The following is a 25,859-nucleotide window of genomic DNA, read 5'->3' on the forward strand; positions in this document are numbered from 1 at the left end:
CTAGTAGCGCATCGTCACCCTGTTGTCGGCGGTCGTGACCGGCTTGAAGCCGAGGCGATCGCAAAGAGCGCGTGCCGGGCTATCGGCCAGCACGTCGAGCAAGAGATCCTTGCGCTTGCGGTCTGCCCGTTCCTTCATCCAGCTCAGGAAGCTTGTGCCAAGGCCGCCGTCGAGCGCATCGGCCAGGATGAAGAACTGCTTCAGTTCAACCGACCCTTTGCTCTCCACGACCTCGATCCAGCCCTTGTCGGCCTTGTCCGAACACAAGATGGAGGTGCCGGCGTGGGCGACCGCTCGCTCGACGAGGCGCTGGTGTTCTGCCTCGTTCCAGCTGGCCGTGAGCGGCTGGACGGCATCGCGATAGATCGGCCAGCAGAAGGTGAAATCGGCTTTGGCGGCAGGGCGGAGTTCGAACGCAGTCATCATGCTTGAAGAGAGCCACAAGGCGCGACGCCGAGCAAGTTCGATGACGTTAACGGGCCGTCCTGTAGCGAGGGACATTTCCCGCACTTGATGTGACGGGAGCCCAACCGGCGCTCCGACGTTGAGGCTCGCAGAAAAGTCTCATTGCGCTGTTAAAGTAGCCTCGTGCCTCCCGCAAAGAACGCCCTCCTCGAAGGACCCATCCTCCGCTCGCTGCTGACGCTTGCCGTGCCGATCGTGGCGGCGAACGTGCTGCAGTCGGCCTACCAGATCATCGACGCCTTCTGGGTCGGGCGGCTGGGCGGGGCGGCGGTGGCCGCGGTGTCGATCAGCTTTCCGGTGCTGTTCCTCACCTTCGCCATCGGCTCGGGCCTGTCGCTCGCCGGCTCCACCCTGATCGCGCAATATGTCGGCGCGCGTAACGACAAGATGGTCGCGCATGTCGCGGGCCAGACCTTGCTGATGGTCATGCTGGCCTCGATCGTGCTGGGCACGATCGGCTATTTCTCCTCACCCGCGCTGCTGCGGCTGATGGGCGTGGGCCCGGACGTCTATCCCGGTGCGCTGGGCTTCATGCGCGTGTCGTTCATCGGCATCGTCTTCAATTTCACCTTCTTCGTCTTTCAGGCGATCATGCGCGGCATCGGCAGGCCGACCCTGCCGGTCTATATCGTGTTGGGCACGGTGTTCCTGAACTTCGTGCTCGACCCGCTGCTGATCTTCGGCTGGGGTCCCGTGCCGGGCTACGGCGTGATGGGCGCAGCCATCGCCACGCTGGTCACGCAGGCTATCGCCGCCATCATCGGCATCGCCATCCTGCGGCTCGGCATGCACGGCATCCATGTGCGGCGGCGCGACTTCATTCCCGACTTTTCCTATGTGAAGCGCGCCTTCTTCCTGGGTCTTCCGGCGTCCGTCGAACTGTCGGCGCGGGCGCTCGGCCTCATGGTCATGACCTTCCTGATCGCGAGCTTCGGCACGCTCACGATCGCGGCCTATGGCGTGGGCTCGAACATCCTGCAGGTCGTCATGGTGCCGGCGATGGGCCTGTCGATGGCGATCTCGACCCTGGTCGGCCAGAACATCGGCGCCGGCAACATCGAGCGCGCGGCACAGATCGGCCGGCTGGGCGCCCTGCTGGGCTTCGCCAGCCTCAGCTTCTTCGGAGTCGTGGTCTTCCTGTTCGCACCGCAGCTCGTGGCCTTCTTCGTGCCGGGCGATCCCGCCGTGATCGCCGCCGGCGCGGGCTTCCTGCGCATCATGTCGCTCGCCTGGGGCTTCCTCGGCCTGCAGTTCGCGCTGACCGGTGTATTCCGTGCCTCGGGCAACATGGTCCTGACCATGATGCTGACCTTGGTGTCGCAATGGGTCGTGCAGTTCCCGCTGGCCTACGTGCTCTCCAAGCACACCGACCTGCACGAGCAGGGCATCTGGTGGGCGCTGCCCATCTCCAATGTCGTGACGGCGCTGATCACGCTCTGCATCTATGCCAAGGGCGACTGGAAGAAGAAGCGCCTGATCGAGCCGGAAGAAGAAATCGCCGGCAAGGTGACGGAAGACATCCTGGTCGGCGAGGTTTCGCGCTGAGGCTCAGCCCTTCTTGGCGTTCTGTACGATCTGCGTCAGCCGCTCGCCGTCGATGTCGGTCTTGATCTGCACCCAGACCGGGAAATGGTCGGAGAGCTGATAGGTAAACTGGGTGCGCGTCATCTCTTGACCCGGAAAGAGCTGCCTGATCGACGCGTCGGAGACATGGAAGTCGAGCGTGCCGCCGAAATTGGTGAAACGCTTCTTCGCCGTCGGCAGATGCAGGATCTGGTCGTAGCGCATCGTCTTGCCGAGGTTCGATCCCTTCACCGTGACGTCGCCCGATTTCAGCTCGAGCAGCGAAGCGGGCACTTGCAAACCGCGCCGCGTCAGCGCCTTGAAGGTCTTGTCGTCGAGGCTCGGCGTGTTGAAGTCGCCCATCACGATCAGGTCATGATCCTCGACCGACTTGTCGTTCTGCCGATCGTCGATCCAGTCGGCCAGCATGCCGAGCTCAGCCTCGCGGCCTTCGAGACTGTCGCCCCAGCGCGTATGGGTGGCGATGGCGATGAAGTCGAAATTGCCGGCGCGGAACGAGCACATATAGGGCGCCCGCCAGAACGATTGGCTGGCGAGATACTCGGTGTCCTTCTTGGCGCGCGGCGCGTCGACCTCGGCGGCCAGCCCGTTGAAGGTGACGGCGCGGCGATCGTAGAGGAAGCCGGTGCGCTCGCGGTTGCCGCCGGCATCGGACATCCAGTCGGAATAGACGAGGTCCCAGCTCGGGCCCAGGAACTGGCAGACCCTGCCGAAATCCTCGAGATTGTCGCGCAGCTCGACCAATGCGATCAGGTCGAACTGGCCCAGGATCTCGGCGATGTAGTGCAGCGCCGCCACCGTGCGCCGCTTCCTGCCGAATTCGCGGATGTTCCAGACGGCGACGTTGATCGTCTCGTCGAGCTTCGAGGACGGGATCTCCGCCGCCGCGATGCGCTTTTTCAGGGCCAGCAGGCCGGCAGCAATTTCCGGTGACACGTCGCCATGATGCATGGGAGCCCCCGCTCTCGCTTTCAGGCAGATACAGGGTAGAAAGTTTTGCGGCGCGGGACACGCCGCATCTCCGCATATCCCCTGTCATTTCCTCGCCATTTGAATGGAGGGGGGAAGGCGATGTAAACTCCCTTAACATGAGCTGGAAGCGTAACGACGGCGAGGAGCGGAAGTATCATCACGGCAGTCTGCGTGAGGCGCTGATCAAGGCTGCCCGCGAGCTCATCAAGGAAAAGGGGCCGGCGGGCTTCACCTTCGCCGATGCCGCGCGCTCCGCCGGCGTCAGCCCGGCCGCGCCCTACCGCCATTTCCGCGACCGCGACGCGCTGATGGCCGATGTGGCGCGCGAGGGCTTCGAGCGCTTCGCCGCGATGCTGTCGACCGGCTGGGCCAATGGACGACCCGACCCGATCACGGCTTTCCACAATATCGGCAAGGCCTACCTCACCTTCGCGCGGTCCGAGCCCGCCTACTACGCCGCCATGTTCGAAGCGGGCATCTCGCCCGAGCTCAATGCCGAGCTGCGCGCCGCGTCGGAGCGCGCCTTTGCCGTGCTGCGCGCCGCTGCCGACCAGCTCGTGACCCTGCTGCCCGCCGCCGGGCGCCCGCCGGCCTTGATGATGAGCCTACACATCTGGTCGATGTCGCACGGCATCGCCTCCCTGTTCGGTCGCGGCGATGCCGGGCGGCGCCCGCTGCCCATGTCGGCCGAGGAACTCCTGGAATCGGAAGTCCTCATCTACCTGCAGGGACTGGGTTTTCCCTCTCCGCGCTGAAAGTTTTTCCGCCAGCCCTTGACTCCCCGGGTCGCCGACCCCAATGTAAATGTCGTTAACATTCACATCGTTAACATCAGCAAAAGGGGGCTCCGTATGGGCCTGATCGAAAAAATAGACGACCTCGGCAAGCCGGCATGGATCGCCCTGACGGTGCTGAGCTTCATCCTGTTCTGGCCGGTTGGCCTGGCCCTGCTCATCTATCTCAAAGGGAGTGGACGCATGTTTTGCTCGAAGCGCTACGGTCACTGGAACATGCCGGACGGCCGTTCGTGCCGTGAGGAATTCCGCGGCTGGAAGCGCCGCAGCGGCTGGGGCCGTTCCAGCTCGAGCGGCAACGTTGCCTTCGACGAATATCGCGAAGAGACGCTGAACCGCCTCGACGAGGAACAGCGCGAGTTCCGCGACTTCCTCGACAAGCTGCGCGCCGCCAAGGACCGCGCCGAGTTCGACCAGTTCATGGCCGACCGTCGCAACCGTCCGGCGACCGAGCCGCCGCCGGCCCCGACTGCGGCCTAACTTCAGGACAAGGCCTGTTCGACGAGACGCCCGCGGCACTGCCGCGGGCGTTTTCGATTCAGTGATCGAGCTTCATCGGCAGGCGCTCCTCATGCGCCCGCTGTGCCAGATCGGTCATGACGGCGAAGGCGTAGCGTGCACGGGCTTCCATCGGCCCCTGCTCGGACTGCCCCCGGCCCCACGCCGCGATGTCGGCGGTCGATGCCTTCCAGGTCGCTGCGTTCAGGTCGGCCAGCTGGCGGCGCAGCGTCGTCACCGAGCCCATCACGACCCGCCGCCCGCCCACATCCTCGCCCTCGAACGTGATCTCGAATGTGACCGGCAGCCACATTTCAACATTGCGGACGAGATGCGAATAGCGCGAGCGAAAGCCTGGGGCCGTCGACCGCGTCAATGCGACGTCGTGATCCCACTCCTCCGGCAGGATCTCGGGCCGCCGCAACGACGGATGTTCGGCATAGGCGGCCCACAGGACCAGAGAGCCGAACCCGTCCCAGCCCGGGCGATTGGTGAACCAGGGCGCCTCCATCGTCTCGTCCCAATCGAGCGGCACTGTGATGCGCTCGCCCAGCGCCTTCGCCAGCGTCGTGCGCCATGCGAGCACCGTCGGACGAATGCGGTCCTGGGCCTTGGCGGCATCCGCGGGACGGCTCGCCCGCACGGGCTGGGGTATCCCACGCTCGCGCAACGCCTTCTCGACCAGATTCTCCCAGCCACCGGCGTAGTAACGCGTAAGCGACCCGACATAGACGTCGAGGGCCATGAACGAGGCGGTCCTTTCTCTCGGGCACGCAGGCCGGCGCGCCTTGACGCTTGCAATTAACATGAACCTACAATTTTTGCGTGCAAATAAGCAATCGCAAAGAGAGACGGAAGACTTCTCGAACTCGGCCTGCGATACGGTTTATCGGAACAACCTGCCCGAGTGCTGCACAATATATGCAGGCACGACTATTGCGGTTCGATGTTCAGGCCTTTCACCAGGTCGATCCAGACAGGCCCTTCCTCGGCGACGATCTTCTCGAAGAAGACATGATCGCGCGCGGCATTGTCGATGCCGAAGGTCGCGAGGATCTTCTGGATGCGCTCGCTCCTGCCGCCCTCGACCATCATGTCCGAGAGTCGCTGCACGATCTCCTTCGGCATTCCGGCCGGACCGACGAGACCGATCCAGCCCTGAACCTGGAAAGCCTTGTCGGTAACCCCCTGCTCATGGAAGGTCGCGACGTCGGGCAGCTTCTTCATGCGCTGCCGGGTCGGCACCGCAATCGGCCTTCCACTGCCCGACTGCAGCACGCCCGAGGCAGCGGCAACGCTGCCGCTGCCGCCCTGTACCGCGCCCGAGCCGACGTCCTGCCACATCGGCGCTTCGCCACGATAATGCACGGCCTCCATGCCGAGCTTGTAGTGACGGTTCAGCGCCTCGACGGCGACATGGCTGTAGGAGCCGGCACCATAGGTGCCGAGGCTGACCTTGTTGGCGCGCGCATAGTCGGCGAACTCGGCCAGGTTCTTCACCGGCAGCTTGCTGTTCACGATCAATGGCAGATGGCCCGCGTCCATCCACGAGATCAGCACGAAGTCCTTGTCCGGGTCGTAGGGCAGCTTCTTGAACAGCACCTTGTTCATGATCATCGTGGTCGAGATCGTCCACATCAGCGTGTAGCCGTCGGGCGCGGCGGCCTTCACCTGCTCGGCCGCGATCGCACCGCTGGCGCCGGACTTGTTCTCGACCGACACGGGTTGGCCGGTCTTCTGGGCGATATACTCGCCGTAGGCGCGGGCGAACGTATCGGTGAGACCGCCCGCCGGATAGCCGCAGACGATGCGGATCGGCTTGCTGGGCCAGGCACCTTGGCCGATGGCGGGGGCTGGCAGAGCGGCTGCAGCGGCAGCGGCGGACCCATAACGCAGCACATCACGTCGCGACGCACGCACGATCATCGATTGCCTCCCTGCGGCGCGGTAATTTTTTGCGACAGTCCAGGCTGTCAGGTCGCGCCTCACATGAGCATGGCGGCGATTTCGCAGGGCGTAAAGGCCACTCGCAGGACAACCGAGCCGAAACCCGGTATCGGCAAAGGCGTGAGCTTACTGCGGCTCGATCCCCAGGCTCTTGATCACCTCGAGCGACACCGGGCCCTCTTCGTCAAGTACCTGACGGAAGTAGGCGGCGTCGCGGGCGCCCTCGTCGATGGCGAAGGTGTCGTTGACCTTCTGGACGCGCTCGGTCTTGCCGGCCTCGACCATCAGCGCGGACAACTTCTTCACCACCTCCGGCGGCGTGCCGGCGGGCGCGGCGCAGCCGACCCAGCCGCGGATCTGGAACGCCTTCTCCGTCAACCCCTGCTCGTAGAAGGTCGCGACGTCGGGCATCTTCTTCATGCGCACCATCGTGGGCACGGCGATCGGCTTCACGCTGCCGGCCTGCAGCACCGCCGCGCCCGAGGCGTAGCTGCCGGTCGCGCCCTGGGCGGCGCCGGAGGCCACGTCCTGCCACATCAGCGACTCGCCGCGATAATGCACCGCCTCCATCTTCAGCCCGTAGTGGCGGTTCAGCGTCTCGGTGACGATATGGGCGAAGGAGCCGATGCCGTAGGTGGCGAGCGAGACCTTCCGGCCCTGCGCCCAGGCAGCGAACTCGGCAATGTTCTTCACCGGAATGTCCTTGTTCACCATGGTCGGCAGGTGGCCGGTGTTGAACCAGGCCACCAAAGCGAAGTCCTTGTCGGGATCGTAGGGCAGCTTTTTGAACAGCACCTTGTTCTGCACCATCGTCGTGGAGTTGGTGAACATCAGCGTGTAGCCGTCGGGCGGCGACTGCTTGACGATCTCGGCGCCGATGGCGCCGGCAGCGCCCGCCTTGTTCTCGACGATCACCGTCTGGCCGGTCTTCTCGGCCACGTACTCGCCATAGGCGCGGGAGAAGATGTCGGTGAGCCCGCCGGCCGGATAGGTGCAGACGATGCGGATCGGTTTGGTCGGCCACGCCTGGGCTATGGCAGGCGCCGGCAACGACGCCAGCGCCGTCAGAGATCCGTAGCGCAGCAAGTCACGCCGTGTTGCACGGATGATCATGGTCGCCTCCCGATCGGGCGGCGACTCGTTGTCGGGGCGGCTTAAGCCGTCCTGGTCGCGCCCGACTTGAGCATGGCGTCGATTTCGCCCTGGGTAAAGCCGGCCTCCTGAAGGACCTCGACACTATGCTCGCCCAGCCGCGGCTGCAGGCGGGTGATCTCGGGCTGGGTCTTGCTGAAGCGCGGCGGGATGTCGGGCATGCGCAGCCTGCCCTCGGTCGGATGGTCGACTTCCTTCCAGAAGCCGGTCGCCTCGAGCTGCGGATCGACGAACAGGTCGTCGAGCGTGTTCACCGGCCCGTGCGGCACGTTGGAGTTCTTCAGCAGCTCGACCCACTCGGCATTGGTGCGCTCGGCGCAGAGGCCGGCCAGGGTCGAATAATACTGCTCGACGTTCTTCAGGCGGTTGGCCATGCCCTGGAAGCGCTCGTCCGCGGCGAGATCCTCACGGCCGACGAGGGTGCAGAACTCCTTCCAGTGGCCATCGGTGTAGGGCAGCAATGCGAAGTAGCCGTCCTTCGACGGGTAGGGCCGGCGCTCCTTGTTGAGCACGCGCTTGTAGCCCGCGGTGTCGAGCGCCGGACGGAAGGTTTCGCCGTAGAGATGCTCGACCATGACGAACGAGACCAGCGTCTCGTACATCGGCACCTCGACCGCCTGGCCCTTGCCGGTGCGCTCGCGCGCGAACAGGGCGGCCAGCAGCGCCGAGACGACGCCGTTGGAACTGGTCTTGTCGGCCACGATGGTCGGCAGGAAGCGCGGCTGTCCCGCCACCACGGTCTGAAGGGCGGCAAGGCCGGAACCGGCCTGGATGATGTCGTCGTAGGCGGCCTTGGCGCCCATCGGGCCGGCGGCGCGATAGCCGTAGGTCGCGAGGTAGACGAGGCGCGGATTGATCTTCTCGAACTTCTCGTACTCGACGCCGAGGCGCTTGGCGGGGCCGGGCCGGTAGTTGTGCATGATGACGTCGGCGGTTTCGGCGAGCTTGAACAGGGCGGCGCGGCCGGCCTCCTGCTTGAGGTCGAGCACGATCGAGCGCTTGGAGCGGTTGCAGCCGAGATAGAAGGCGGCCATGCCGGGATTGCGCGCCGGTCCCAGCACGCGCGTCGTGTCGCCTTCCGGCGGCTCGATCTTGATCACGTCCGCCCCGAGATCGCCCAATTGCTGCGCCGCCCACGGACCCAGCACGACGGTCGTGCAGTCGAGAATGCGAACGCCGTCCAACGGACCTGCCATCTTGAATTTCCTCCACTTCAGGATTCCCGCTTACCACAAGTTGGTCACCCTCCGAGGGCGAATTCACAGGCAACATCCTTCTCCTGCAGGCGTTTCACCCTGCAGCAAAGGAGAGCCCAAAATGAACTTCGAGGTCTTGCGTCTGGCCGGTTCGCTCGCGATGGCGGGTGCCGTCATGCTGAGCGCCTCTGCTGCCATGGCCGGCGACTGGAAGAAGGGCCGCGGGCACCACAAGCACCACCACCATCATTATCATGGCGGTGAGGTCATCGTCGTGCAGCCGGCGCGGCCGGTCTATTACGCGCCGCGCCCCGTCGTGGTCTATCCCGCTCCCGTCTATGCTCCGCCGGTCGCCTACGCGCCGATGTACGGCCCGGTCTATCCGCGCGGCGGCAACCTCAGCATCGGCGTCGACGTCCCGCTGCGCTAATTGTTCTACCTCCCCCGCATCGGGGGGGAGGTGCCCGCGTAACCGCGGGCGGAGGGGGCGAGCGACCGTGCGGATGCCCTTACCCCTCCGTCGGCTGGGCGGCTTGGTTACAAGCCGCGAGACGCCGACACCTCCCCTTGGCGGACTCCGCCAAGGGGAGGAGAGACGAAGTCGGGTTGACGGCCGGCGGCAAATCGACGATTGTCCGCCCAACATGCTGCGACTGACGACGCTACGACTTATTGGCTGATCCGCCGCCCGACCGGTCACACCGGAAGGGCCCTGCGGATCGCTTGTCGTTCGTCTCTGTTCTTACCCAACCAGTCGCCGCCTCCCTTTCATCCATCGCAGTGTTCGTTTGAGCCATACGGCCGTGCGCGGCGCGAGGAGCTACGTCATGTCATCCCAGAATCCCCAGAAGCCCATGATGCCGTCCGCGGCCGAGAAGTACGTGCCCTTCAAGCCCGTGCCGCTCCCCGACCGCAAGTGGCCGAACGCCGTCATCACCAAGCCGCCGATCTGGTGCGCGGTCGACCTGCGCGACGGCAACCAGGCGCTGATCGAACCGATGGACTCCGACCGCAAGACCCGGATGTTCAAGCTGCTCTGCGACATGGGCTTCAAGGAGATCGAGATCGGCTTCCCCGCCGCCTCCGAGACCGACTTCGACTTCGTGCGCGAGCTCATCGAGAAGAAGACGATCCCCGACGACGTCACCATCCAGGTGCTGACGCAGAGCCGGCCCGAATTGATCGAGCGCACCTTCGAGGCCTGCCGCGGTGCCAAGCGCGTCATCGTCCATCTCTACAACTCGACCTCGACCCTGCAGCGACGGGTCGTGTTCAACACCGACTTCGCCGGCATCATCGACATCGCGGTTTCAGGCGCCAAGCTGGTCAAGCAGATGGCCGACGCCGATCCGAAGACCGAATGGGTGTTCGAGTATTCGCCCGAGAGCTTCACCGGCACCGAACTCGAATTCGCGCGCGACATCTGTGCCGCCGTCGGCGACGTCTACAAGCCGACGCCTGAGAAGAAGATGATCATCAACCTGCCGGCCACCGTCGAGATGTCCTCGGCCAACGTCTATGCCGACCAGATCGAATGGTGCCATCGCAACTTCAAGTATCGCGATTCGATGATCCTCAGCCTGCACCCGCACAACGACCGCGGCACCGGCGTGGCGGCGGCCGAGCTCGGCTACATGGCCGGCGCCGACCGCATCGAGGGTTGCCTGTTCGGCAACGGCGAGCGCACCGGCAACGTCGACCTGGTCACCCTGGGCCTCAACATGTTCACGCAGGGCGTCGATCCCGAGATCGACTTCTCGAACATCAACGAGATCCGCCAGACCGTGGAGTACTGCAACCAGTTGCCGGTGCATCCGCGCCATCCCTATGGCGGCGACCTCGTGTTCACCGCCTTCTCGGGCTCGCACCAGGATGCGATCAACAAGGGCTTCAAGTCGCTCGAAGCGTCGAACAGCAAGGTCTGGGAAGTGCCCTACCTGCCGATCGATCCGGCCGATCTCGGCCGCAGCTACGAGGCGATCATCCGCATCAACAGCCAGTCGGGCAAAGGCGGCATCGCCTACATCCTGAAGAGCGACTACGGCATCGACATGCCGCGCCTTCTGCAGGTCGAGTTCTCGAAGGTGATCCAGCAGATCGCCGACGAGACCGGCAAGGAGATCCAGCCGGCGATGATCTGGGACACGTTCCGCAAGGAGTATCTCGAGAACACCTCGCCGGTGGAATTCGACAGCCACACCACGGTGCCCGATTCCGACCATCCCGACGTGCGTCTTCTCGATGCCAAGGTGACCTTCAACGGCAAGCCGGCCACCATCTCGGGCCGCGGCAACGGCCCGATCGCGGGCTATGTCGATGCGCTGGGCAAGAACTGCCGCATCCAGATCCGGGTCCGCGACTACCACCAGCACGCGACCGGCGCCGGCTCCGACGCCCAGGCCGTGAGCTTCATCGAGGCCGAGACCGCCGGCGGCAAGGTCCTGTGGGGCGTCGGCATGGACTCGAACATCGTGGCCGCCTCGCTCAAGGCCGTGACCAGCGCCGCCAACCGCGCAGCGGCGATCAAATAACGGTAAAGTGCCCCACGGCGCGATGGCATCCGTGGGGCACTGGACCGGCATGTTTGAAAACAGCCACACCGAGCAATCCCTGAAACGTCAGGCGGCACTTCCAGATCGCCCCTTGCTCGACTTCGTCGACTATATCCATGCCGTATGCGACCTGAATCATTCGGTTTTCGAGGAGGTGACGCGAGAAGAGGTCTTTCTCGCGAGCGTCGCCCGTTATGTGTCGAGCGGAATGATTTGTCTGGGCTATGCGGCGCACTGCTTTTTCGAGCGCCGCAGAACCAACTCGCCGATCACCACCCACGTGCAAGCGGTGGACTATGTCAGGTTGGCATCCTACCGCCGGACTCTGCCGGCGGCTGATCCCCGCAGTTTTTCGCTTTCAGCCGACCGGTTGAAAACAGATTTCTCCGACATCTTCCCGGAGACACGGATAGGTGATCCCAGGAATTTGGATCTGCGGAAAAAGATGCTGTCCGCGATGGCGTCCTTTGCGACGGAGCATCCCTTGCGCCTGACGTCGTTCGTATTCGCCCGAACGGCAGATCAAGCAGCCTATGTTCGATTACTGGCTCGCCCGCTCGGAAGCTCAAATATCCGAATACATGAAGGACCCGAGATTCGCAGCTGGCCTTCAAGCAATGAGCGAAGGCTTGCTGAGCTTCCACGGTTTGTTGGAAAATGTTTATGGCCGAGACTACGAACGCGTCTGGAAACCCAAACAGTATGCACTGTTTCGCGATATCGACCCTCTGTTGACCCGCGCTGCTCTCTTTCGTTTGGCAAATCAGATTGCTGAAGGGCGCCGAAGGGTCCCGTCAGATCTTCGCGCCCGCTTTCCCGATTTCTACAAGGCCTACGATCCGGAGGCTTTTGGTCGGCGCGAGTAATGCGTCACCTCGGCTGCAGAAAGGGCTGCTGCCGCGAAATAAGGTGCATGCAGGCATTGCGAACGTTTAGCATCGCGGGCGGGATTTTCCCGCCCGTTTCCGTCTGGAGTGAGAGATGATCAGTTCGTCCGTCAAGATTTCCGCCGTCAGCCTCCTCATCGGCGGCGTCATCGGAGCCTGCGCCGCCGGCGCCAACCAGCCCAACATGCAGGCCGCTCTCGGCTCGCTGCAGGCGGCCCGCGCCGAGCTCATCCAGGCGCGTCCCAACAAGGGCGGCCATCGCGAGCGCGCCATCAACCTGGTCAACGCGGCGATCAACGAGACCGAGGCCGGCATCTCCTACGCTGGCGACTAAGCAGATGCTGCCTCCTGAACCGACAGCTTCATTGCGGCGGCAGGAGGGCCCGATCCGGCGCGGCGTTCGTCACATATGGAACGCCGCGCTCTCTCTCATGCTGGGTGCGATGATCGGCATCCTCGGCCACCAGTTCGCCGCCGATGCCGTGGCCCGCCTGTGGCCCGACCAGGCGATGCTCGCCGACCTCGTGCGCGCCCTGTTCTGGACACTCGGCATCGCCGCGACCGGTGTGTTGTTCTTTTCCTACTATCTCGACGACACGACCGGTTCGCCGTAGAACGGCGGCATGGCCAAATCGAAGAAGAAGTCCTCCGAGAAGTCCGCAAGTAAGTCGAAGAAGCCGGCGAAGAAGAGCGTCGCCGGCGCACCCGACCCGAACCTCCTGTCCGACCTGCTGAAATGGGCGAAGGGGTTCGGTGCCGACGCTGCCGACGCGCTCTACGTCAACGGCGAGTCGATCTCGGTGGCGCAGCGGCTGGGCAAGCGCGAGAAGCTCGAGAGCAGCGAGGGCCGCGACCTCGGCCTGCGCGTCTTCGTGGGCAAGCAACAGGCTTTCGTCTCCTCGACCGACTTTGACCCGAAGGCGCTGCGGGAACTGGCGAGCCGTGCCGTCGACATGGCGCGCGCCGTGCCGGAAGACCCGACCTGCGGCCTCGCACCGGAGGAACTGCTGGTCCACACGTGGCCTGACCTCGACCTCGACGACAAGACGCGCCCCTCGGCCAAGAAGCTGCTCGCCATGGCGGGCGAGGCCGAGGATGCGGCGCGCGCCGTCAAGGGCGTCACCAATTCCGAAGGCGCCGAGGCCGGCTGGGGCCGCACCTCGGTGATGCTGGCGGCCAGCAACGGCTTCTCCGGCGGCTATCGCCGCAGCGGCTTTTCGCTGTCCTGTTCGGTGCTGGGCGGCGAAGGCACCGGCATGGAGCGCGACTACGAATGGACCAGCGCCGTCCATCTCGAGGACCTGATGGCGCCCGGCAAGGTCGGCCGCAACGCCGGCAAGTTCGTGGTGCGCCGCCTCAACCCACGCAAGGCGCAGAGCGCGCGCGTGCCGGTGATCTACGATCGCCGCGTCTCGGGCGGCCTGGTCGGTCATCTTGCGGGCGCCATCAACGGCCGCGCCGTGGCGCGCGGCACCTCGTTCCTCAAGGACAAGATGGGCGAGCGCGTGTTCGCCGAGGGCATCCGCATCCTCGACAACCCGCTGCGCAAGCGCGGGCTGGGCAGCCGGCCGTTCGACGCCGAGGGCCTCGCGACCTCGCGCCGCGCGGTGATCGACGACGGCGTGCTCACGACGTGGCTGCTCGATCTCGCGGCGGCGCGCCAACTCAACCTCGCGCCGACCGGCCACGCCTCGCGCGGCGTCTCGGGCCCGCCCTCGCCCACCACGTCGAATTTCTATCTCGAGAAGGGCAAGCTCTCGGTCGCCGAGCTGATCGGCGACATCAAGAGCGGCCTCTACATCACCGACCTGATCGGCTTCGGCGTCAACGGCGTGACCGGCGATTACAGCCGCGGCGCCTCAGGCTTCTGGATCGAGAACGGCGAACTGGCCTGGCCCGTGAGCGGCATCACCGTCGCCGGTAACCTGAAAGACATGTTCCTCAACATGACGGCCGCCAACGACCTGCAGTTCAAGAGTTCGACCAACGCCCCGACCGTGAGAATTGAAGGGCTGACCGTCGCCGGCTCGTGATAAACTCCGGGGCATGACCCTCATGCCCAATGCAAGAACTCTCGCCGCAACGACGGCGCTCCTCTGCAGCTCCGCGTTTCTCGGGGCCGATATCGCGCAGGCCCAGGATGGCGGCTTCCGCGACTGCCTGAACAGCATCAAGGCCGACGCGCTGAAGCAGGGCGTGCCGGCGCAGGTCGCCGATCGCGCCTTCCAGGGCCTGACGCCCGACCAGAAGGTCATCGACCTCGACAACCGCCAGCCCGAATTCTCCCTGACCTATGCGAAGTATGTCGGCGGCAGCGTGTCGCTCGACCGCATCCAGAAGGGCCAGCAGAAGATGGCGCAGCATCGCGCCCTGCTCGACCAGCTGCAGGCCGAATACGGCGTGCCGCCGCAATATCTGATGGCCTTCTGGGGCATCGAGACCAACTACGGCACCTACATGGGCGACTTCCGCGTCGTGCGTTCCGTCGCGACGCTCGCCTGCATGACCAAGCGCCGCGAATTCTTCAGCAACGAGACGGTGCAGGCGCTGCGCATCCTCAACACCAACCACATGACCAGCGACCAGATGCGCGGCTCGTGGGCCGGCGCCATGGGCAACATGCAGTTCATGCCGTCCACCTTCACCAAGTGGGCGGTCGATCGCGACGGCAACGGCCGCATCGACATCTGGAACAGCCTGCCCGACGCCTTTGCCTCGGCGGCAAATTTCCTGCGCGGCATCGGCTTCAAGCCCGGCCTGCCGTCCAGCGAGGAAGTGATGCTGCCGGCCGGCTTCCCGCTCGACCAGGCCGACACGACGGTCGAGAAGCCGGTCAAGGCCTGGGCGGCGATGGGCGTGAAGAAGATGAACGGCGGCGCGCTGCCGGCCGTCGACGATGCCGCCTCGATCCTGCTGCCCGCCGGCTTCCGCGGCCCCGCCTTCATCATCTATCCGAACTTCAAGGCGGTGATGAACTGGAACCGCTCGACGCTCTACGCGCTGTCGGTCGGTATCCTCGCCCGACAGATCGCGGGTGGCCCGCCGGTGCAGCAGCAGGCCCCCGCCGACGACGCGCCGATCTCGCGCGACACCGTCATCGACATGCAGAACCGCCTCGCCCGCCTCGGCCTCTACAAGGACGAAGCCGACGGGCTCCTGGGCCCCAAGACGCGCTCGGCGCTGCGCCTCTTCCAGCAGCAGCAGGCCCTGCCCGCTGACGGCCATCCGACGCAGGAGTCGGTACGGCGCCTGCAGGCCGTGCGGTAAAGGCCGGTTCCCCATGACCGCCTTCATCGGCATCGGCAGCCGGGGAGGCCTGCGCAGCTTCGGCGGTACCCAGTTCGCCCACGTCAATCGCTGGTGCACGACGTGGTTCAAGCGCGACCTGATCCACTTCGCGCAGACGCTGACGATGCGCTTCAACGGCGCGAACATGGTCCTCCGGCTGATCTCGGGGGAGCGGCTGCTCGTCCGTATGCAGATCTTCCAGGCGGGTACCCGGATCGCCAACGTCGCCTTCCGCATCGATCCGCAGAAGCAGCGGGCGTTCCTGAGCTGGACCGTGCTGACGCCGGCGACGCAGCGGACCGGCGCCTTCAAGCACATCCTGCAGAATATCCTGCTGGTCCTGCGGGATTGCGGCATCACGCGGATCAGCCTCACAGCCAGCCTGACCCATGGCGGCTATGTCTGGGCGATCTACGGCTTCCTGCCGGAAACCGCCGCGGAATGGGCGCGTCTGGCGGGCGTGCTGCGGCGGAAACTGCTGGCCGTCGCCTCCCAGCTCAAGCCGGCGGAGCTCGACGCCGTCCAGAAGCTGCTCGCCTCCCCGGACCCGCTGGCGCTGCGGGCCATCGCCGGCAGCGCCATTCCGATCGGCGACAAGACTCTCGGCAAGCATCTGTTGATGGGAACCGAGTGGAAGGGAGAACTGGACTTTTCTGACGGCCCCTCTGTGCTTATATACCTGAAGCGCATTGGGGTGGTGCCATGACGAAGAAACCGGCTCCCACTGTTACCGATTTTGTGACGGCGGCTTATGCCGCCCCTAAACGTGCGCGAACGGTCGAGGCCGCGCCCAGGCCCAAGACACCGCGGGCCCGGCGGGCGATCAAGTTCGTTGCCATGGAAGAACTCATGCTGGCCGATCTCGAGGCGACCTCGAACCTCGTCAGCCTGCCGACCGAAGAGATCGACAGGCTCGCGCAGATTTTCGGCCTGTCGTTCGACGACGTCGCCGCGCTGTACGCCCGGCGTTAGGACGGCCGCAGCAACCTCACCGCCTCGGTCGAGAGACCGATCGACACCGGCAGGGTGAGCGCGTCGTCGCCATCGATCTGAACCGGCTGGCGGCGGCTTTCGCCGGCATCGTTCAGCACCGAAATCTTCACCTCACGGCCCGAGACGACGCGATAGCCGGCCGTACGCGGCAGCGCGCCGCGCAGGAGAGCGGCGCCGAAGCGCAGGGCATGCATCCAGCCCCAGCGCTCGAACAGGCAGACATGCAGCAGCGGCGCGTCGAGGGACGCTTCCGGCGCCACCACGTAGGGGCCGGCATAGTGACGGGCGTGTGTCACGATGACCGACGACGCCTCGTAGCTGGCCCCGTCGATTTCCACGGCGTAGCGCACCGGTCGGTAGCGGCGCGCCTCGATCAGCGAGCGCCAGACATAAGCCCCCTTGCCCCAGCGGCGCTTCAGCGGCGCGCTGACGCCGGCCACCACCTTGGCGTCGAAGCCGGCGCCGGCCATCAGGGAGAAGCAGCGCGGCCGGCCGGCGGCATTGGCCTGCCCCGGATGCATCAGCACCTGTCGGCCGGCGGTCACCACCTGGGCGAGCGACGAGGCGCTCGAGCCGAGCCCCAGCTCGTGCGCCAGCACGTTGGCGGTTCCCAGCGGCACGATGGCGAGCGGCGGCGCCGTGGCGGCGCGCGCGGCCAACCCGTTCACCACCTCGTTGATCGTGCCGTCGCCGCCGGCGACCGCAATCACCCCGTAACGTTTGGCATCGCACGCTTCGGCGTAGCGACGCGCGTCGCCCGATGCCGTGGTCTCCACGACATCGACCGTCCAGCCCTGGGAACGCACCCGGCGCACGACGGCATCGACCAGGCCGCGACGGCGGCGGCCTGCGGTCGGGTTGAGGATGAGAAGCACGGATGTAGCCGGGTCAGTTTCTTGGGCGAATGTCATAGGACTGTCACAACCAATACACCTCCACGCAACGGCTCACATACACAATCCAGAGCGTACCGTGCAATCTCGCACAACAGATTTTGTGTCGGCCGACATTACTCACATGACCGTGCCCTCATCATGACAATCCACGATCGAAACCAACCCGCGCGCCACCGCGCGATCTTCCTGTCCGACATCCATCTCGGCACGCGCGGCTGTCAGGCCGACATCCTGCTCGACTTCCTCAAGCACAATGAGAGCGAGCATCTCTACCTTGTGGGCGACATCGTCGACGGTTGGAGACTGAAGCGCTGGTGGTACTGGCCGCAGAGCCACAACGACGTCGTGCAGAAGATCATGCGCAAGGCCCGCAAGGGCACCAACGTGGTCTATATCCCCGGTAATCACGACGAGGCGGCGCGGCAATATTGCCAGCTCACCTTCGGCGACGTGCGCGTCGAGGATGAGGTGATCCACGAGATGCCCGACGGCAAGAAGATGCTGGTCATCCACGGCGACCAGTTCGACGGCATCGTGCGCTACGCCCGCTGGCTGGCCATCCTCGGCGACTGGGCCTACGCCGCGGCGCTGCGCCTCAACACGATCTTCAACTGGGGACGCCGCAAGCTCGGCCTGCCCTACTGGTCGCTCTCGGCCTTCCTGAAGCACCGGGTCAAGAACGCCGTGCAGTTCATCACCGACTTCGAGAATGCGGTGGCGAGCGAAGCCCGCCGTCGCGGCGTCGACGGCGTGGTGTGCGGCCACATCCATCATGCCGAGATGCGCATGATCGACGGCGTGCTCTACTGCAACGACGGCGACTGGGTCGAGAGCTGCACGGCGCTGGTCGAGGATTTCGACGGCCGCCTGCGCATCGTCCACTGGGCCGACGAAATGGCCCGCCGCTCGTCGCGTCTTCCCGTATCCCACGTTCAGCTGGCCGCGGAGTAGCCATTTGCGCATTGCCATCGTTACTGATGCCTGGCGGCCCCAGATCAACGGCGTCGTCCGCACTCTCGAAACCGTAGCGCGCATCCTCCGTGCCGAGGGTCATGAGGTCGAGGTCTTCGGCCCCGACCGCTTCCGGACCCTGCCCTGCCCAACCTATCCCGAGATCAGGCTGTCGCTGTTCCCATCGGCCCGGCTCAGCCACATGCTGAAGCTGTTCGCGCCCGACGCCATCCATCTCGTCACCGAAGGTCCGCTCGGCTGGGCGGCCCGCGGCTTCTGCCGGCGCCGCGGCATTCCCTTCACGACCGCCTATCACACACGCTTTCCCGAATATGTCCGCGCACGCATCTTCGCGCCGCTGTCGTGGAGCTACGCCTTCGTGCGCCGCTTCCATGCACCGTCGGCGGCCGTGCTGGTCGTGTCGCCCGCGATCCGCGACGAGCTGGCGGAACGCGGCTTCAAGAATCTCGTGCCGTGGTCGCGCGGCGTCGACATCACGGCCTTCAAGCCGCAGCCGCGCGAGCAGTTCAAGGAGCCGCGTCCGATCTGGCTCTATGCCGGCCGCGTCGCCATCGAGAAGAACATCAAGGCCTTCCTCGAGCTCGATCTCCCCGGCAGCAAATGGGTGGTGGGCGGCGGCCCGCAGCTCAAGTCATTGCAGAAGCGCTATCCGAATGCGCATTTCTTCGGTTCGGTCGATACCGACGAACTGTCGTATCGTTATTCACAGGCCGATTGTTTCGTCTTCCCGAGCGTCACCGACACGTTCGGCCTCGTCATGGTCGAGGCCCTCGCCTCGGGCGTGCCGGTCGCCGGCTATCCCGTGCCGGGACCGCTCGACGTGGTGACCGATCCCAAGGTCGGCGCCCTCGACCAGGACCTGCGCGCGGCCTGTCTGGCCGCCTTCCCGCGCGATCCCGAGGATTGCCGCCGCCATGCGGAAACCTTCACCTGGGAACGCTGCGCGCAGCAGTTCGTGGACACGCTGCAGGTCATTCCGCGCAGCCATTGGCAACCGATGCGCAATCGCGTCGTGCCCGACGCCGCTGCGCCCTAAGCACGCATTCGGGTTGCGGCCGGCCCCCGAGGGAGAGTAGATGCGGCGTCCGCATTCCTGAGGGCAGACCGGCATGGCTATTCAGTACTTCGCCAAGGTGACCGCATCCGATCATGAGGCCCTGCAGCGTCTCGTGAAGCACTATCCGCTCAGCTCCTATGCCGACTGGCACATGAAGGAGATGAGCCGCATGGCCGACTGGCGCAGCCGCCGGCACGCCATCAAGATGGTGCCGGTGACGCCGGAGGAGTTCGAGGCCTACTGCAAGAAGAAGGGCGTCCCCAGCGACATCATCACCTTCAAGGCCTTCGTCTGCGAGAAGGGCGGCGGCTGATCACCAGCCGGTAACCCGGCTTGAAGTCCCGCAGGGCCTGACTACGTCAGGAGAAGCCCGCAGGAGACTTCCATGCCAGCCCTCAATCACTTGATCGTCCATGTGAAGGACAAGGATGAGTCGGCCGAATTCCTGGCCGACATACTGGGCGTCGAGGCCGGTCCGCAATGGGGCCCGTTCCGCCCGGTGCAGACGTCGAACGGCGTCACCCTCGATTTCATCGGCACGCCCAATCCCGGCACGACGCACTACGCCTTCCTCGTCGACGACGCGGAATTCGACGTCTCGTTCGCGAAGATCCGGAAGGCCGGCATCCCCTACTACGCCCATCCCAACAAGAGCGGCCCGGGCGAGATCAACCACCTCTATGGCGGCCGCGGCGTCTACTTCGAAGAACCGAGCGGCCATCTGCTCGAACTGATCACCAAGCCCTACGGCGAGCATCCGGGTTGATCAACGGAGCGCGCAACTCCAGTTGCGCTCATGCCTTGCACGGTGAAGTCCGAGCGCCACTGGAGTGGCGCGCTCCATTGAGAGGAAATCTGACATGGCAAAGCGCGACGCGGTCTTCCCCGCCAACAACCGGCATGCGCTGTACGACGCCCACAAATATTCGCCGGCCATCCGCTCCGGCGATCTCCTCTTCGTATCGGGCCAGGTCGGCAGCCGTGACGACGGCTCGCCGGAGCCTGTGTTCGAGGACCAGGTCAGGCGCGCTTTCGCCAACCTGCGCGCGGTACTGGCGGCCGCCGGCTGTACCTTCGACGACGTCGTGGACGTGACCTCCTTCCACACCAATCCCGAGGCGCAATTCGACACGGTGATGGAAGTGCGTAGCGAGGAGATCGGCGAGGCGCCCTACCCGAACTGGACGGCGGTCGGCGTGACCTGGCTCGCGGGCTTCGATTTCGAGATCAAGGTCATCGCCCGCATTCCGGCAGCTTCCGCCTAATACTGCGCCGCGCGGCTGCCGTTCATGACGGCGGCTTGGCCGGAGCCGGGATCGGTCTCGCGGATGGTGCAGACATATTGTCCGGGCAGCATCTGGACGTCGACATAGCGGATGTTGCCGGGCGCGATGTCCATGTTGATGGCGTTGGCCGAGCCGCCGCCGCGGCAGCGCATCGTGTAGGGGCCGGCCGCCAGCTCCGTGCGCATCCAGGTCTGCGTTCCGAGCCGGCCGATCTCCTGGCCGTTGGCCGTGACGTTCAGCACCGGGCTGGCCGTCGAGGGATTGAAGAAATAGACCGCGCCCATGCCGGGCGGCGGCGGCGCGAACTGCTTGCCGGCAACGTCCTGGCCCGGCGGCGCCATCGCCACGTTCGAGCCCTCGCAGGCGGCAAGGCCGAGCATCAGCAGCACGGCCATCGATGAAACACGCATGGTCGACCTCCTCAACCGCCCGCCGGCTCGCCGGCCTGGATCCACGCCTGGTAAAGCTTCTTGGTCTCGTCGTTCGGCGGATAGGTGCCGCTGATCGGATGGCCCTGGCCCACGCGGATCGCGACGAACTTCTCCAGCCGCTCCTGCTCGAAGGAATCGCGCGCCACCTCGTCGGCGAGATGCCGCGGCACGACGATGGCGCCGTCCTCGTCGGCCACGATCACGTCGCCGGGATAAACCGGCACGCCGCAGATGCCGACCGGCACCTGCACCTCGACGGGCCGCAGGTTGGCCATGCTGGGCGGCGCGGCCGCAGCCGAGCAGTAGACGGGGAAATCGAACTTGCCGATGACGGCCGAGTCGCGCATCGCGCCGTCGCTCAGCACGCCGGCGAGCCCGCGCACCTTGAGGCGCAGCGCCAGGATGTCGCCCAGCGTGCCTGAGCGTGTATTGCCCTCGGTGCCGATCACCAGCACCGAGCCCGCCGGCGACTCCTCGATCGCGGTGCGCTGCGCGTTGGGCGGATCACTGGGGCTCGGCGCCTTGTCGATATCCTCGCGGCTCGGGATGTAACGCAGCGTATAGGCCGGTCCGACGATCCGCGCTGCCGCCGGATTAAGCGGCTTCACGCCGTTCACCGCAACGTTGCGAAACCCGCGCTTCAACATCTGCATCGAGACGGTGGCCGTGCTCGCGTACAGGAAATTCTTGATCGTCTCGGCCGACAGCGGTCCGCTGGTCATGTTTCTTCCCTCATTCTTGTCATCCCGAGGCGAAGCCGAGGGACCTTTCGTGTGGCCGTAAAGGTCCCTCGCTGCGCTCGGGATGACAATAGGGCTTGCAGTGACAGCTAAAGCAGCGAGCCCTGACTGCCGCCATCTTCACGGCGGCGAGGCGGTGCTGGAGCCGCAACAGCAGGCTTGGGCGTACCCGCGCCGTCCGTGACACGCGCAACGACGCGGCCGTCGTTGAATTCGATGCTGATCGTCTGGCCCGCGCTCGTGCCCTCGGCGGCAAGGACGGGCTGGCCCTCCTGATCGCGCACCAACGCAAAGCCGCGGTTCAGGACGGAGTGGAAGGAGTAGCTTTCCAGCAGCTTCGACGCCTGGTCTACCTGGCGCTGGCCATTCAGGAGCAGGTCGTTGCCGTGGCGCTTCAGGCGGTCACCGAGCTGGTCGAGGCGATCGAAAGCGCGGGCGTACTTCTGCAAGGCGTCGCTCTTGAAGCGGTCCATCGCGCGCGTCAGCGCCCGGCCCTCGGCGACCAGCGCCTGTTCCTTGGCGGCGATCACCGCCTGCGGGCTCACGAGACGCGCGGCGGAGAGTTGATGCGCACGCCGCTCGACGAGCTGGCGGGTCGCCAGCGCCAGGCGCTCGCCGCTCACGTCGACCCTCTGCTGGCGTTCCTCGATCAGGCGGCGCGGATCGCCCAGGCCGCGGGCGAGGCCAGCCAGCTCCATCGACTGCTCGCGCAGCAGGCGCGTCATGCCGCCGACCAGGCGCTTGGCATAGTCGAGCGTCTCGGTCATCAGGTCGGCGCGCACCGGCACCGCCATCTCGGCGGCCGCGGTCGGCGTCGGGGCGCGGCGATCCGAGGCGAAGTCGATCAGGGTCGTGTCGGTCTCGTGGCCGACGGCGGAGATCAGCGGGATCTCGGAGTTCGCGGCGGCGCGCACCACGATCTCCTCGTTGAAGGCCCACAGGTCCTCCAGCGAGCCGCCGCCGCGCGCCACGATCAGCACGTCGGGGCGCGGCACCGGTCCGTCCTCGGTCAGCCGGTTGAAGCCTTCGATGGCGCGGGCCACCTCGCCCGCCGCCTTCTCGCCCTGCACCGCCACCGGCCAGACCAGCACGTGGCAGGGGAAACGGTCACTGAGGCGATGCAGGATGTCGCGGATCACGGCGCCCGACGGCGAGGTCACGACACCCACCGTCTGCGGCAGGTAGGGCAGCGCGCGCTTGCGGTCCGGATCGAACAGGCCCTCGGCCTGCAGCTTCTTGCGCCGGTCCTCCAGCAGCTTGAGCAGCGCGCCTTCGCCTGCCAGTTCCAGCCGGTCGACGATGATCTGGTAGCGCGAGGATCCGGCGTAGGTGGTGAGCTTGCCGGTGGCGATGACCTCCAGCCCCTCTTCGATCTTGATGCCGAGTCGCGGGATCGTACCCTTCCAGCAGACGCCGTCGATCACCGCGTTCTCGTCCTTGAGGCGGAAGTAGCAGTGACCCGAGCGCGGGAAGGAGGGCTGGCTGATCTCGCCGCGCACGCGCACCCGCGGGAAGGCGGTCTCGATCTCGCGCTTCAGGGCGAAGGAAAGCTCGGAAACCGAGAATTCCGGGACGTTGCTGGGGGCGGCCGGGGCGTCGAGGTTATCCATGTCCGGCCGAACCTAGCGGCTTGTGCCCCCGGCGCAAACTGTGGTCAAAGCCTCGCCATGCGAATCCTCGTGGTGGGCGGCGGCGGCCGCGAACATGCCCTGTGCTGGGCGATTTCGGCCTCTCCGCTCTGCACCAAGCTCTACTGTGCGCCCGGCAATGCCGGCATCGCCCAGGTCGCCGAATGCATCGATGTCGGCGCCGAGGACATCCCCGGCCAGGTGGCGCTCGCCCAGCGCGAAAAGATCGATTTCGTCGTGATCGCCCCCGACGCGCCGCTGGTGGCCGGCATGGCCGACGCCTTCGCCGAGGCCGGCATCAAGGCCTGGGGTCCGTCCAAGGCGGCCGCCCGCCTAGAAGGCTCCAAGAGCTTCACCAAGGAGCTCTGCCGCGCCAACAACATCCCGACCGCCGCCTACGAGCGCTTCACCGAGGCAGCCCCTGCCGAGGCCTATATCAGGGCGCAGGGCGTGCCGATCGTGATCAAGGCCGACGGGCTCGCGGCCGGCAAGGGTGTGATCATCGCCGAGACGGTCGACCAGGCGATCGAGGCGGTGCGCGACATGCTTTCGGGTAATCGCTTCGGCGCGGCCGGCGCCTCGGTGGTGATCGAGGAATTCATGCAGGGCGAGGAAGCGAGCTTCTTCGCGCTGACCGACGGCGAGTACGTCCTGCCGCTGGTCGGCGCGCAGGACCACAAGCGCGCTTTCGACGGCGACAAGGGGCCGAACACCGGCGGCATGGGCGCCTACTCACCCGCCCCAATCTTCGACGCCGCCATGCAGCAGCGCACGATGGACGAGATCGTTCTGCCCACCGTGCGGGCACTCGCCAAGGCCGGCACGCCGTTCAAGGGTGTGCTCTATGCCGGCCTGATGATCGACGCCAACGGCCCGCGGCTGGTCGAATACAATTGCCGCTTCGGCGATCCCGAGACGCAGGTGCTGATGATGCGGCTGAAGTCCGACCTGGTGCCGGCACTGCTGGCGAGCGCCGAGGGCGGGCTAAAACATCTCGACCTGCGCTGGTCGCCCGACGCCGCGATCACCGTGATCATGGCAACCAAGGGCTATCCCGATTCCTACCCCAAGGGCAGTGAAATCCGGGGCCTCGATGAGGCGGCCAAGGTCGAGGGCGTGCAGATTTTCCATGCCGGCACCAAGGCCGGCCCCGACGGGAAAATCCTGGCCAACGGCGGCCGAGTCCTGAATGTGAGCGCCATGGCGCCCACGGTCGAGGAAGCCCGCGCGAGGGCTTACCGCGCCGTCGACCTGATCGACTGGCCGGAGGGTTTTTACCGCAAGGACATCGCCTGGCGGGCGCTAAAACCCACGTAAAGCTGGCATGCGCCCGCCCCCGGAGACGGCGGCGGGAGAATCATTTAGTTTCAAACCCATGCCCGACGCCCTCTCCGAGTCCCAGCGCCTGCTGGCGCAGCTTCGCTTTCCCTGTGGTGACGTGCCGGAGCCCGGCGACATCAAGAACGTCGCCCCCGGCATCCATTGGCTGCGCATGCCGCTGCCCTTCCAGCTCAACCACATCAACCTGTGGCTGATCGAAGAGGAAAACGGCTGGACGATCGTCGACACCGGCATTAATTCGCAGGACACGCGAACCCTCTGGGAAAAGATCTTCGTCGAGAAGCTCCAGGGCAAGCCGGTGGTGCGCGTGATCGGCACGCATCTCCATCCCGACCATATCGGCCTCGCGGGCTGGCTATGCGAGCGCTGGAACGCGCCGCTCTACATGACGCTGGGCGAGTACATGAGCGCGCAGGCCGCGCGCAACGATTTCGTCGAGAGCGAGGAGACCCGCGCCGCGCACGTCGCGCGCAACGGCGTGCCGCCCGACCGCATCGCCAACTTCCATCGCCACAAGGGCGGCTACGCCAAGGGCGTGGTGCCGCTGCCCACCGCCTTCCGCCGCATGATCCATGCGCACCCGATCACCATCGGCGGCCATCGCTGGGACGTCATCGTCGGCCGAGGCCATGCGCCCGAGCATGCCTCGCTGTGGTGCCCCGAGCTCAACGTGATGATCGCGGGCGACCAGGTGCTGCCCAAGATCAGCACCAATGTCGGCGTGTGGCCCAACGAGCCGCTGGCCGATGCGCTCACCTGGTTCCTCGACGGCTTCTCGCGTTTCCGCCGCCTGCCGGCCGACGCGCTGGTCCTGCCGAGCCACGGCTTCCCCTTCATCGGCCTGCATACGCGCCTCGACCAGCTCGTGGCCCATCACGATGCGCGCCTCAACGAGATGGAGATCGCGATTGCCGGCATGGGCGCCAAAGGCGCGACCGGCTGGGACATGGTGCCGATCCTGTTCCCGCGCCATCTCGACAACAACCAGATCGTCTTCGCCTTCGGCGAGACGCTGGCGCACCTGCATTGTCTCGAGACCCGTGCGCGCGTGAAGCGAGTCGTGATCGACGGCGTGCATCGTTTCGTGGCCCTTGCCGACCTGCATGCCCAGCCGCCCGCCGACGATTCGGACGGCGTGGTCATGGACATCGGCCAGACGTGATGAAGGCTACCCTCCTCT

At 65.7% G+C, this 25,859-nt stretch carries 29 protein-coding genes; 19 read left to right on the forward strand and 10 right to left on the reverse strand.

The window, feature by feature from the left end; translation table 11 throughout:
• Positions 1-426 carry a GNAT family N-acetyltransferase gene (locus tag AC1ROX_RS20250; protein WP_493128432.1) on the reverse strand — a complete coding sequence of 142 codons (426 nt, stop codon included), beginning with the start codon at positions 424-426 and terminating at the stop codon, positions 1-3.
• Positions 427-588: 162 nt separating this feature from the next.
• Between AC1ROX_RS20250 and AC1ROX_RS20255 the strand changes: the two genes are divergently transcribed.
• The gene (locus tag AC1ROX_RS20255) at positions 589-2,010 is read left to right on the forward strand and encodes an MATE family efflux transporter (RefSeq protein ID WP_493128434.1); all 1,422 of its coding nucleotides are present in this window, start codon (positions 589-591) and stop codon (positions 2,008-2,010) included.
• Between the two features lie 3 nt (positions 2,011-2,013).
• On the opposite strand, the gene AC1ROX_RS20260 is transcribed toward AC1ROX_RS20255, so the two are convergent.
• The gene (locus tag AC1ROX_RS20260; RefSeq protein ID WP_493128436.1) at positions 2,014-3,000 is read right to left on the reverse strand and encodes an endonuclease/exonuclease/phosphatase family protein; all 987 of its coding nucleotides are present in this window, start codon (positions 2,998-3,000) and stop codon (positions 2,014-2,016) included.
• Positions 3,001-3,137: 137 nt separating this feature from the next.
• Between AC1ROX_RS20260 and AC1ROX_RS20265 the strand changes: the two genes are divergently transcribed.
• Entirely contained in the window at positions 3,138-3,776 is a 639-nt protein-coding gene (locus AC1ROX_RS20265; protein ID WP_493128437.1) for a TetR/AcrR family transcriptional regulator, read from the forward strand.
• Positions 3,777-3,872: 96 nt separating this feature from the next.
• Positions 3,873-4,295: a DUF2852 domain-containing protein gene (locus tag AC1ROX_RS20270; protein WP_493128439.1), complete on the forward strand. Its 423-nt coding sequence runs from the start codon at positions 3,873-3,875 to the stop codon at positions 4,293-4,295.
• A 58-nt stretch (positions 4,296-4,353) separates the two neighbouring features.
• Here AC1ROX_RS20270 and AC1ROX_RS20275 read toward each other — a convergent pair whose 3' ends face one another.
• The 4 genes from AC1ROX_RS20275 to AC1ROX_RS20290 form a co-directional block, all read right to left on the reverse strand.
• Positions 4,354-5,058, reverse strand: a complete 705-nt coding sequence (locus AC1ROX_RS20275) for a hypothetical protein (protein WP_493128441.1) — start codon at positions 5,056-5,058, stop codon at positions 4,354-4,356.
• Between the two features lie 188 nt (positions 5,059-5,246).
• Positions 5,247-6,239: a Bug family tripartite tricarboxylate transporter substrate binding protein gene (locus AC1ROX_RS20280; RefSeq protein ID WP_493128443.1), complete on the reverse strand. Its 993-nt coding sequence runs from the start codon at positions 6,237-6,239 to the stop codon at positions 5,247-5,249.
• A gap of 147 nt (positions 6,240-6,386) precedes the next feature.
• Entirely contained in the window at positions 6,387-7,373 is a 987-nt protein-coding gene (locus tag AC1ROX_RS20285; protein WP_493128445.1) for a Bug family tripartite tricarboxylate transporter substrate binding protein, read from the reverse strand.
• Between the two features lie 41 nt (positions 7,374-7,414).
• Entirely contained in the window at positions 7,415-8,608 is a 1,194-nt protein-coding gene (locus AC1ROX_RS20290; protein WP_493128447.1) for a CaiB/BaiF CoA transferase family protein, read from the reverse strand.
• A 121-nt stretch (positions 8,609-8,729) separates the two neighbouring features.
• Between AC1ROX_RS20290 and AC1ROX_RS20295 the strand changes: the two genes are divergently transcribed.
• From AC1ROX_RS20295 to AC1ROX_RS20335, 9 genes are all read left to right on the forward strand, one after another.
• Positions 8,730-9,038, forward strand: a complete 309-nt coding sequence (locus tag AC1ROX_RS20295) for a hypothetical protein (protein ID WP_493128449.1) — start codon at positions 8,730-8,732, stop codon at positions 9,036-9,038.
• 397 nt (positions 9,039-9,435) lie between these two features.
• Positions 9,436-11,139, forward strand: coding sequence for a 2-isopropylmalate synthase (gene leuA, locus AC1ROX_RS20300; protein WP_493128451.1), 1,704 nt, complete (start codon positions 9,436-9,438; stop codon positions 11,137-11,139).
• 31 nt (positions 11,140-11,170) lie between these two features.
• Positions 11,171-11,935: a hypothetical protein gene (locus AC1ROX_RS20305; RefSeq protein WP_493128453.1), complete on the forward strand. Its 765-nt coding sequence runs from the start codon at positions 11,171-11,173 to the stop codon at positions 11,933-11,935.
• Between the two features lie 206 nt (positions 11,936-12,141).
• A complete protein-coding gene (locus AC1ROX_RS20310; RefSeq protein ID WP_493128455.1) occupies positions 12,142-12,381 on the forward strand; it encodes a hypothetical protein in 240 nt (79 codons plus the stop codon).
• A gap of 4 nt (positions 12,382-12,385) precedes the next feature.
• Entirely contained in the window at positions 12,386-12,661 is a 276-nt protein-coding gene (locus AC1ROX_RS20315) for a hypothetical protein (protein ID WP_493128457.1), read from the forward strand.
• Between the two features lie 9 nt (positions 12,662-12,670).
• Entirely contained in the window at positions 12,671-14,080 is a 1,410-nt protein-coding gene (locus AC1ROX_RS20320) for a TldD/PmbA family protein (RefSeq protein ID WP_493128460.1), read from the forward strand.
• A gap of 13 nt (positions 14,081-14,093) precedes the next feature.
• Positions 14,094-15,314 carry a lytic murein transglycosylase gene (locus AC1ROX_RS20325; protein WP_493128462.1) on the forward strand — a complete coding sequence of 407 codons (1,221 nt, stop codon included), beginning with the start codon at positions 14,094-14,096 and terminating at the stop codon, positions 15,312-15,314.
• A gap of 13 nt (positions 15,315-15,327) precedes the next feature.
• On the forward strand, positions 15,328-16,041 hold the full coding sequence (locus AC1ROX_RS20330) for a hypothetical protein (protein WP_493128466.1): 714 nt from the start codon (positions 15,328-15,330) through the stop codon (positions 16,039-16,041).
• Entirely contained in the window at positions 16,038-16,307 is a 270-nt protein-coding gene (locus AC1ROX_RS20335; protein WP_493128468.1) for a hypothetical protein, read from the forward strand. The genes AC1ROX_RS20330 and AC1ROX_RS20335 overlap by 4 nt, the downstream gene beginning before the upstream one ends.
• Here the strand turns inward: AC1ROX_RS20335 and AC1ROX_RS20340 are convergent.
• On the reverse strand, positions 16,304-17,203 hold the full coding sequence (locus AC1ROX_RS20340) for a diacylglycerol/lipid kinase family protein (RefSeq protein ID WP_493128470.1): 900 nt from the start codon (positions 17,201-17,203) through the stop codon (positions 16,304-16,306). The two genes, AC1ROX_RS20335 and AC1ROX_RS20340, sit on opposite strands and share 4 nt — an antisense overlap.
• Positions 17,204-17,362: 159 nt before the next feature.
• On the opposite strand from AC1ROX_RS20340, the gene AC1ROX_RS20345 reads away from it, so the two are divergent.
• From AC1ROX_RS20345 to AC1ROX_RS20365, 5 genes are all read left to right on the forward strand, one after another.
• Positions 17,363-18,175, forward strand: coding sequence for a UDP-2,3-diacylglucosamine diphosphatase (locus AC1ROX_RS20345; protein ID WP_493128472.1), 813 nt, complete (start codon positions 17,363-17,365; stop codon positions 18,173-18,175).
• Positions 18,176-18,179: 4 nt separating this feature from the next.
• Entirely contained in the window at positions 18,180-19,232 is a 1,053-nt protein-coding gene (locus AC1ROX_RS20350; protein WP_493128474.1) for a glycosyltransferase family 4 protein, read from the forward strand.
• A gap of 73 nt (positions 19,233-19,305) precedes the next feature.
• Complete coding sequence (locus AC1ROX_RS20355; RefSeq protein ID WP_493128476.1) at positions 19,306-19,566, forward strand: hypothetical protein; 261 nt, start codon at positions 19,306-19,308, stop codon at positions 19,564-19,566.
• Between the two features lie 72 nt (positions 19,567-19,638).
• The gene (locus AC1ROX_RS20360; RefSeq protein ID WP_493128479.1) at positions 19,639-20,019 is read left to right on the forward strand and encodes a VOC family protein; all 381 of its coding nucleotides are present in this window, start codon (positions 19,639-19,641) and stop codon (positions 20,017-20,019) included.
• Between the two features lie 94 nt (positions 20,020-20,113).
• A complete protein-coding gene (locus tag AC1ROX_RS20365) occupies positions 20,114-20,518 on the forward strand; it encodes a RidA family protein (RefSeq protein ID WP_493128481.1) in 405 nt (134 codons plus the stop codon).
• On the opposite strand, the gene AC1ROX_RS20370 is transcribed toward AC1ROX_RS20365, so the two are convergent.
• The 3 genes from AC1ROX_RS20370 to xseA all read right to left on the reverse strand — a co-directional run bounded on the left by AC1ROX_RS20370 (position 20,515) and on the right by xseA (position 23,320).
• Positions 20,515-20,949 carry a hypothetical protein gene (locus tag AC1ROX_RS20370; protein ID WP_493128483.1) on the reverse strand — a complete coding sequence of 145 codons (435 nt, stop codon included), beginning with the start codon at positions 20,947-20,949 and terminating at the stop codon, positions 20,515-20,517. The genes AC1ROX_RS20365 and AC1ROX_RS20370 overlap by 4 nt on opposite strands.
• 11 nt (positions 20,950-20,960) lie before the next feature.
• Positions 20,961-21,692, reverse strand: coding sequence for a ribonuclease activity regulator RraA (locus tag AC1ROX_RS20375; RefSeq protein WP_493128485.1), 732 nt, complete (start codon positions 21,690-21,692; stop codon positions 20,961-20,963).
• Positions 21,693-21,799: 107 nt separating this feature from the next.
• Positions 21,800-23,320, reverse strand: a complete 1,521-nt coding sequence (gene xseA / locus AC1ROX_RS20380) for an exodeoxyribonuclease VII large subunit (RefSeq protein ID WP_493128487.1) — start codon at positions 23,318-23,320, stop codon at positions 21,800-21,802.
• A 57-nt stretch (positions 23,321-23,377) separates the two neighbouring features.
• On the opposite strand from xseA, the gene purD reads away from it, so the two are divergent.
• Together purD and AC1ROX_RS20390 are read left to right on the forward strand one after the other, a co-directional pair.
• Positions 23,378-24,655, forward strand: coding sequence for a phosphoribosylamine--glycine ligase (gene purD / locus AC1ROX_RS20385; RefSeq protein WP_493128489.1), 1,278 nt, complete (start codon positions 23,378-23,380; stop codon positions 24,653-24,655).
• A 58-nt stretch (positions 24,656-24,713) separates the two neighbouring features.
• Positions 24,714-25,841 (forward strand): MBL fold metallo-hydrolase, encoded by a 1,128-nt coding sequence (locus AC1ROX_RS20390; protein WP_493128491.1) that lies wholly within the window; start codon positions 24,714-24,716, stop codon positions 25,839-25,841.
• The last annotated feature ends 18 nt before the right edge of the window (positions 25,842-25,859 follow it).

The sequence above is a fragment of the Reyranella sp. GW821-FHT14A01 genome, from assembly GCF_058803965.1.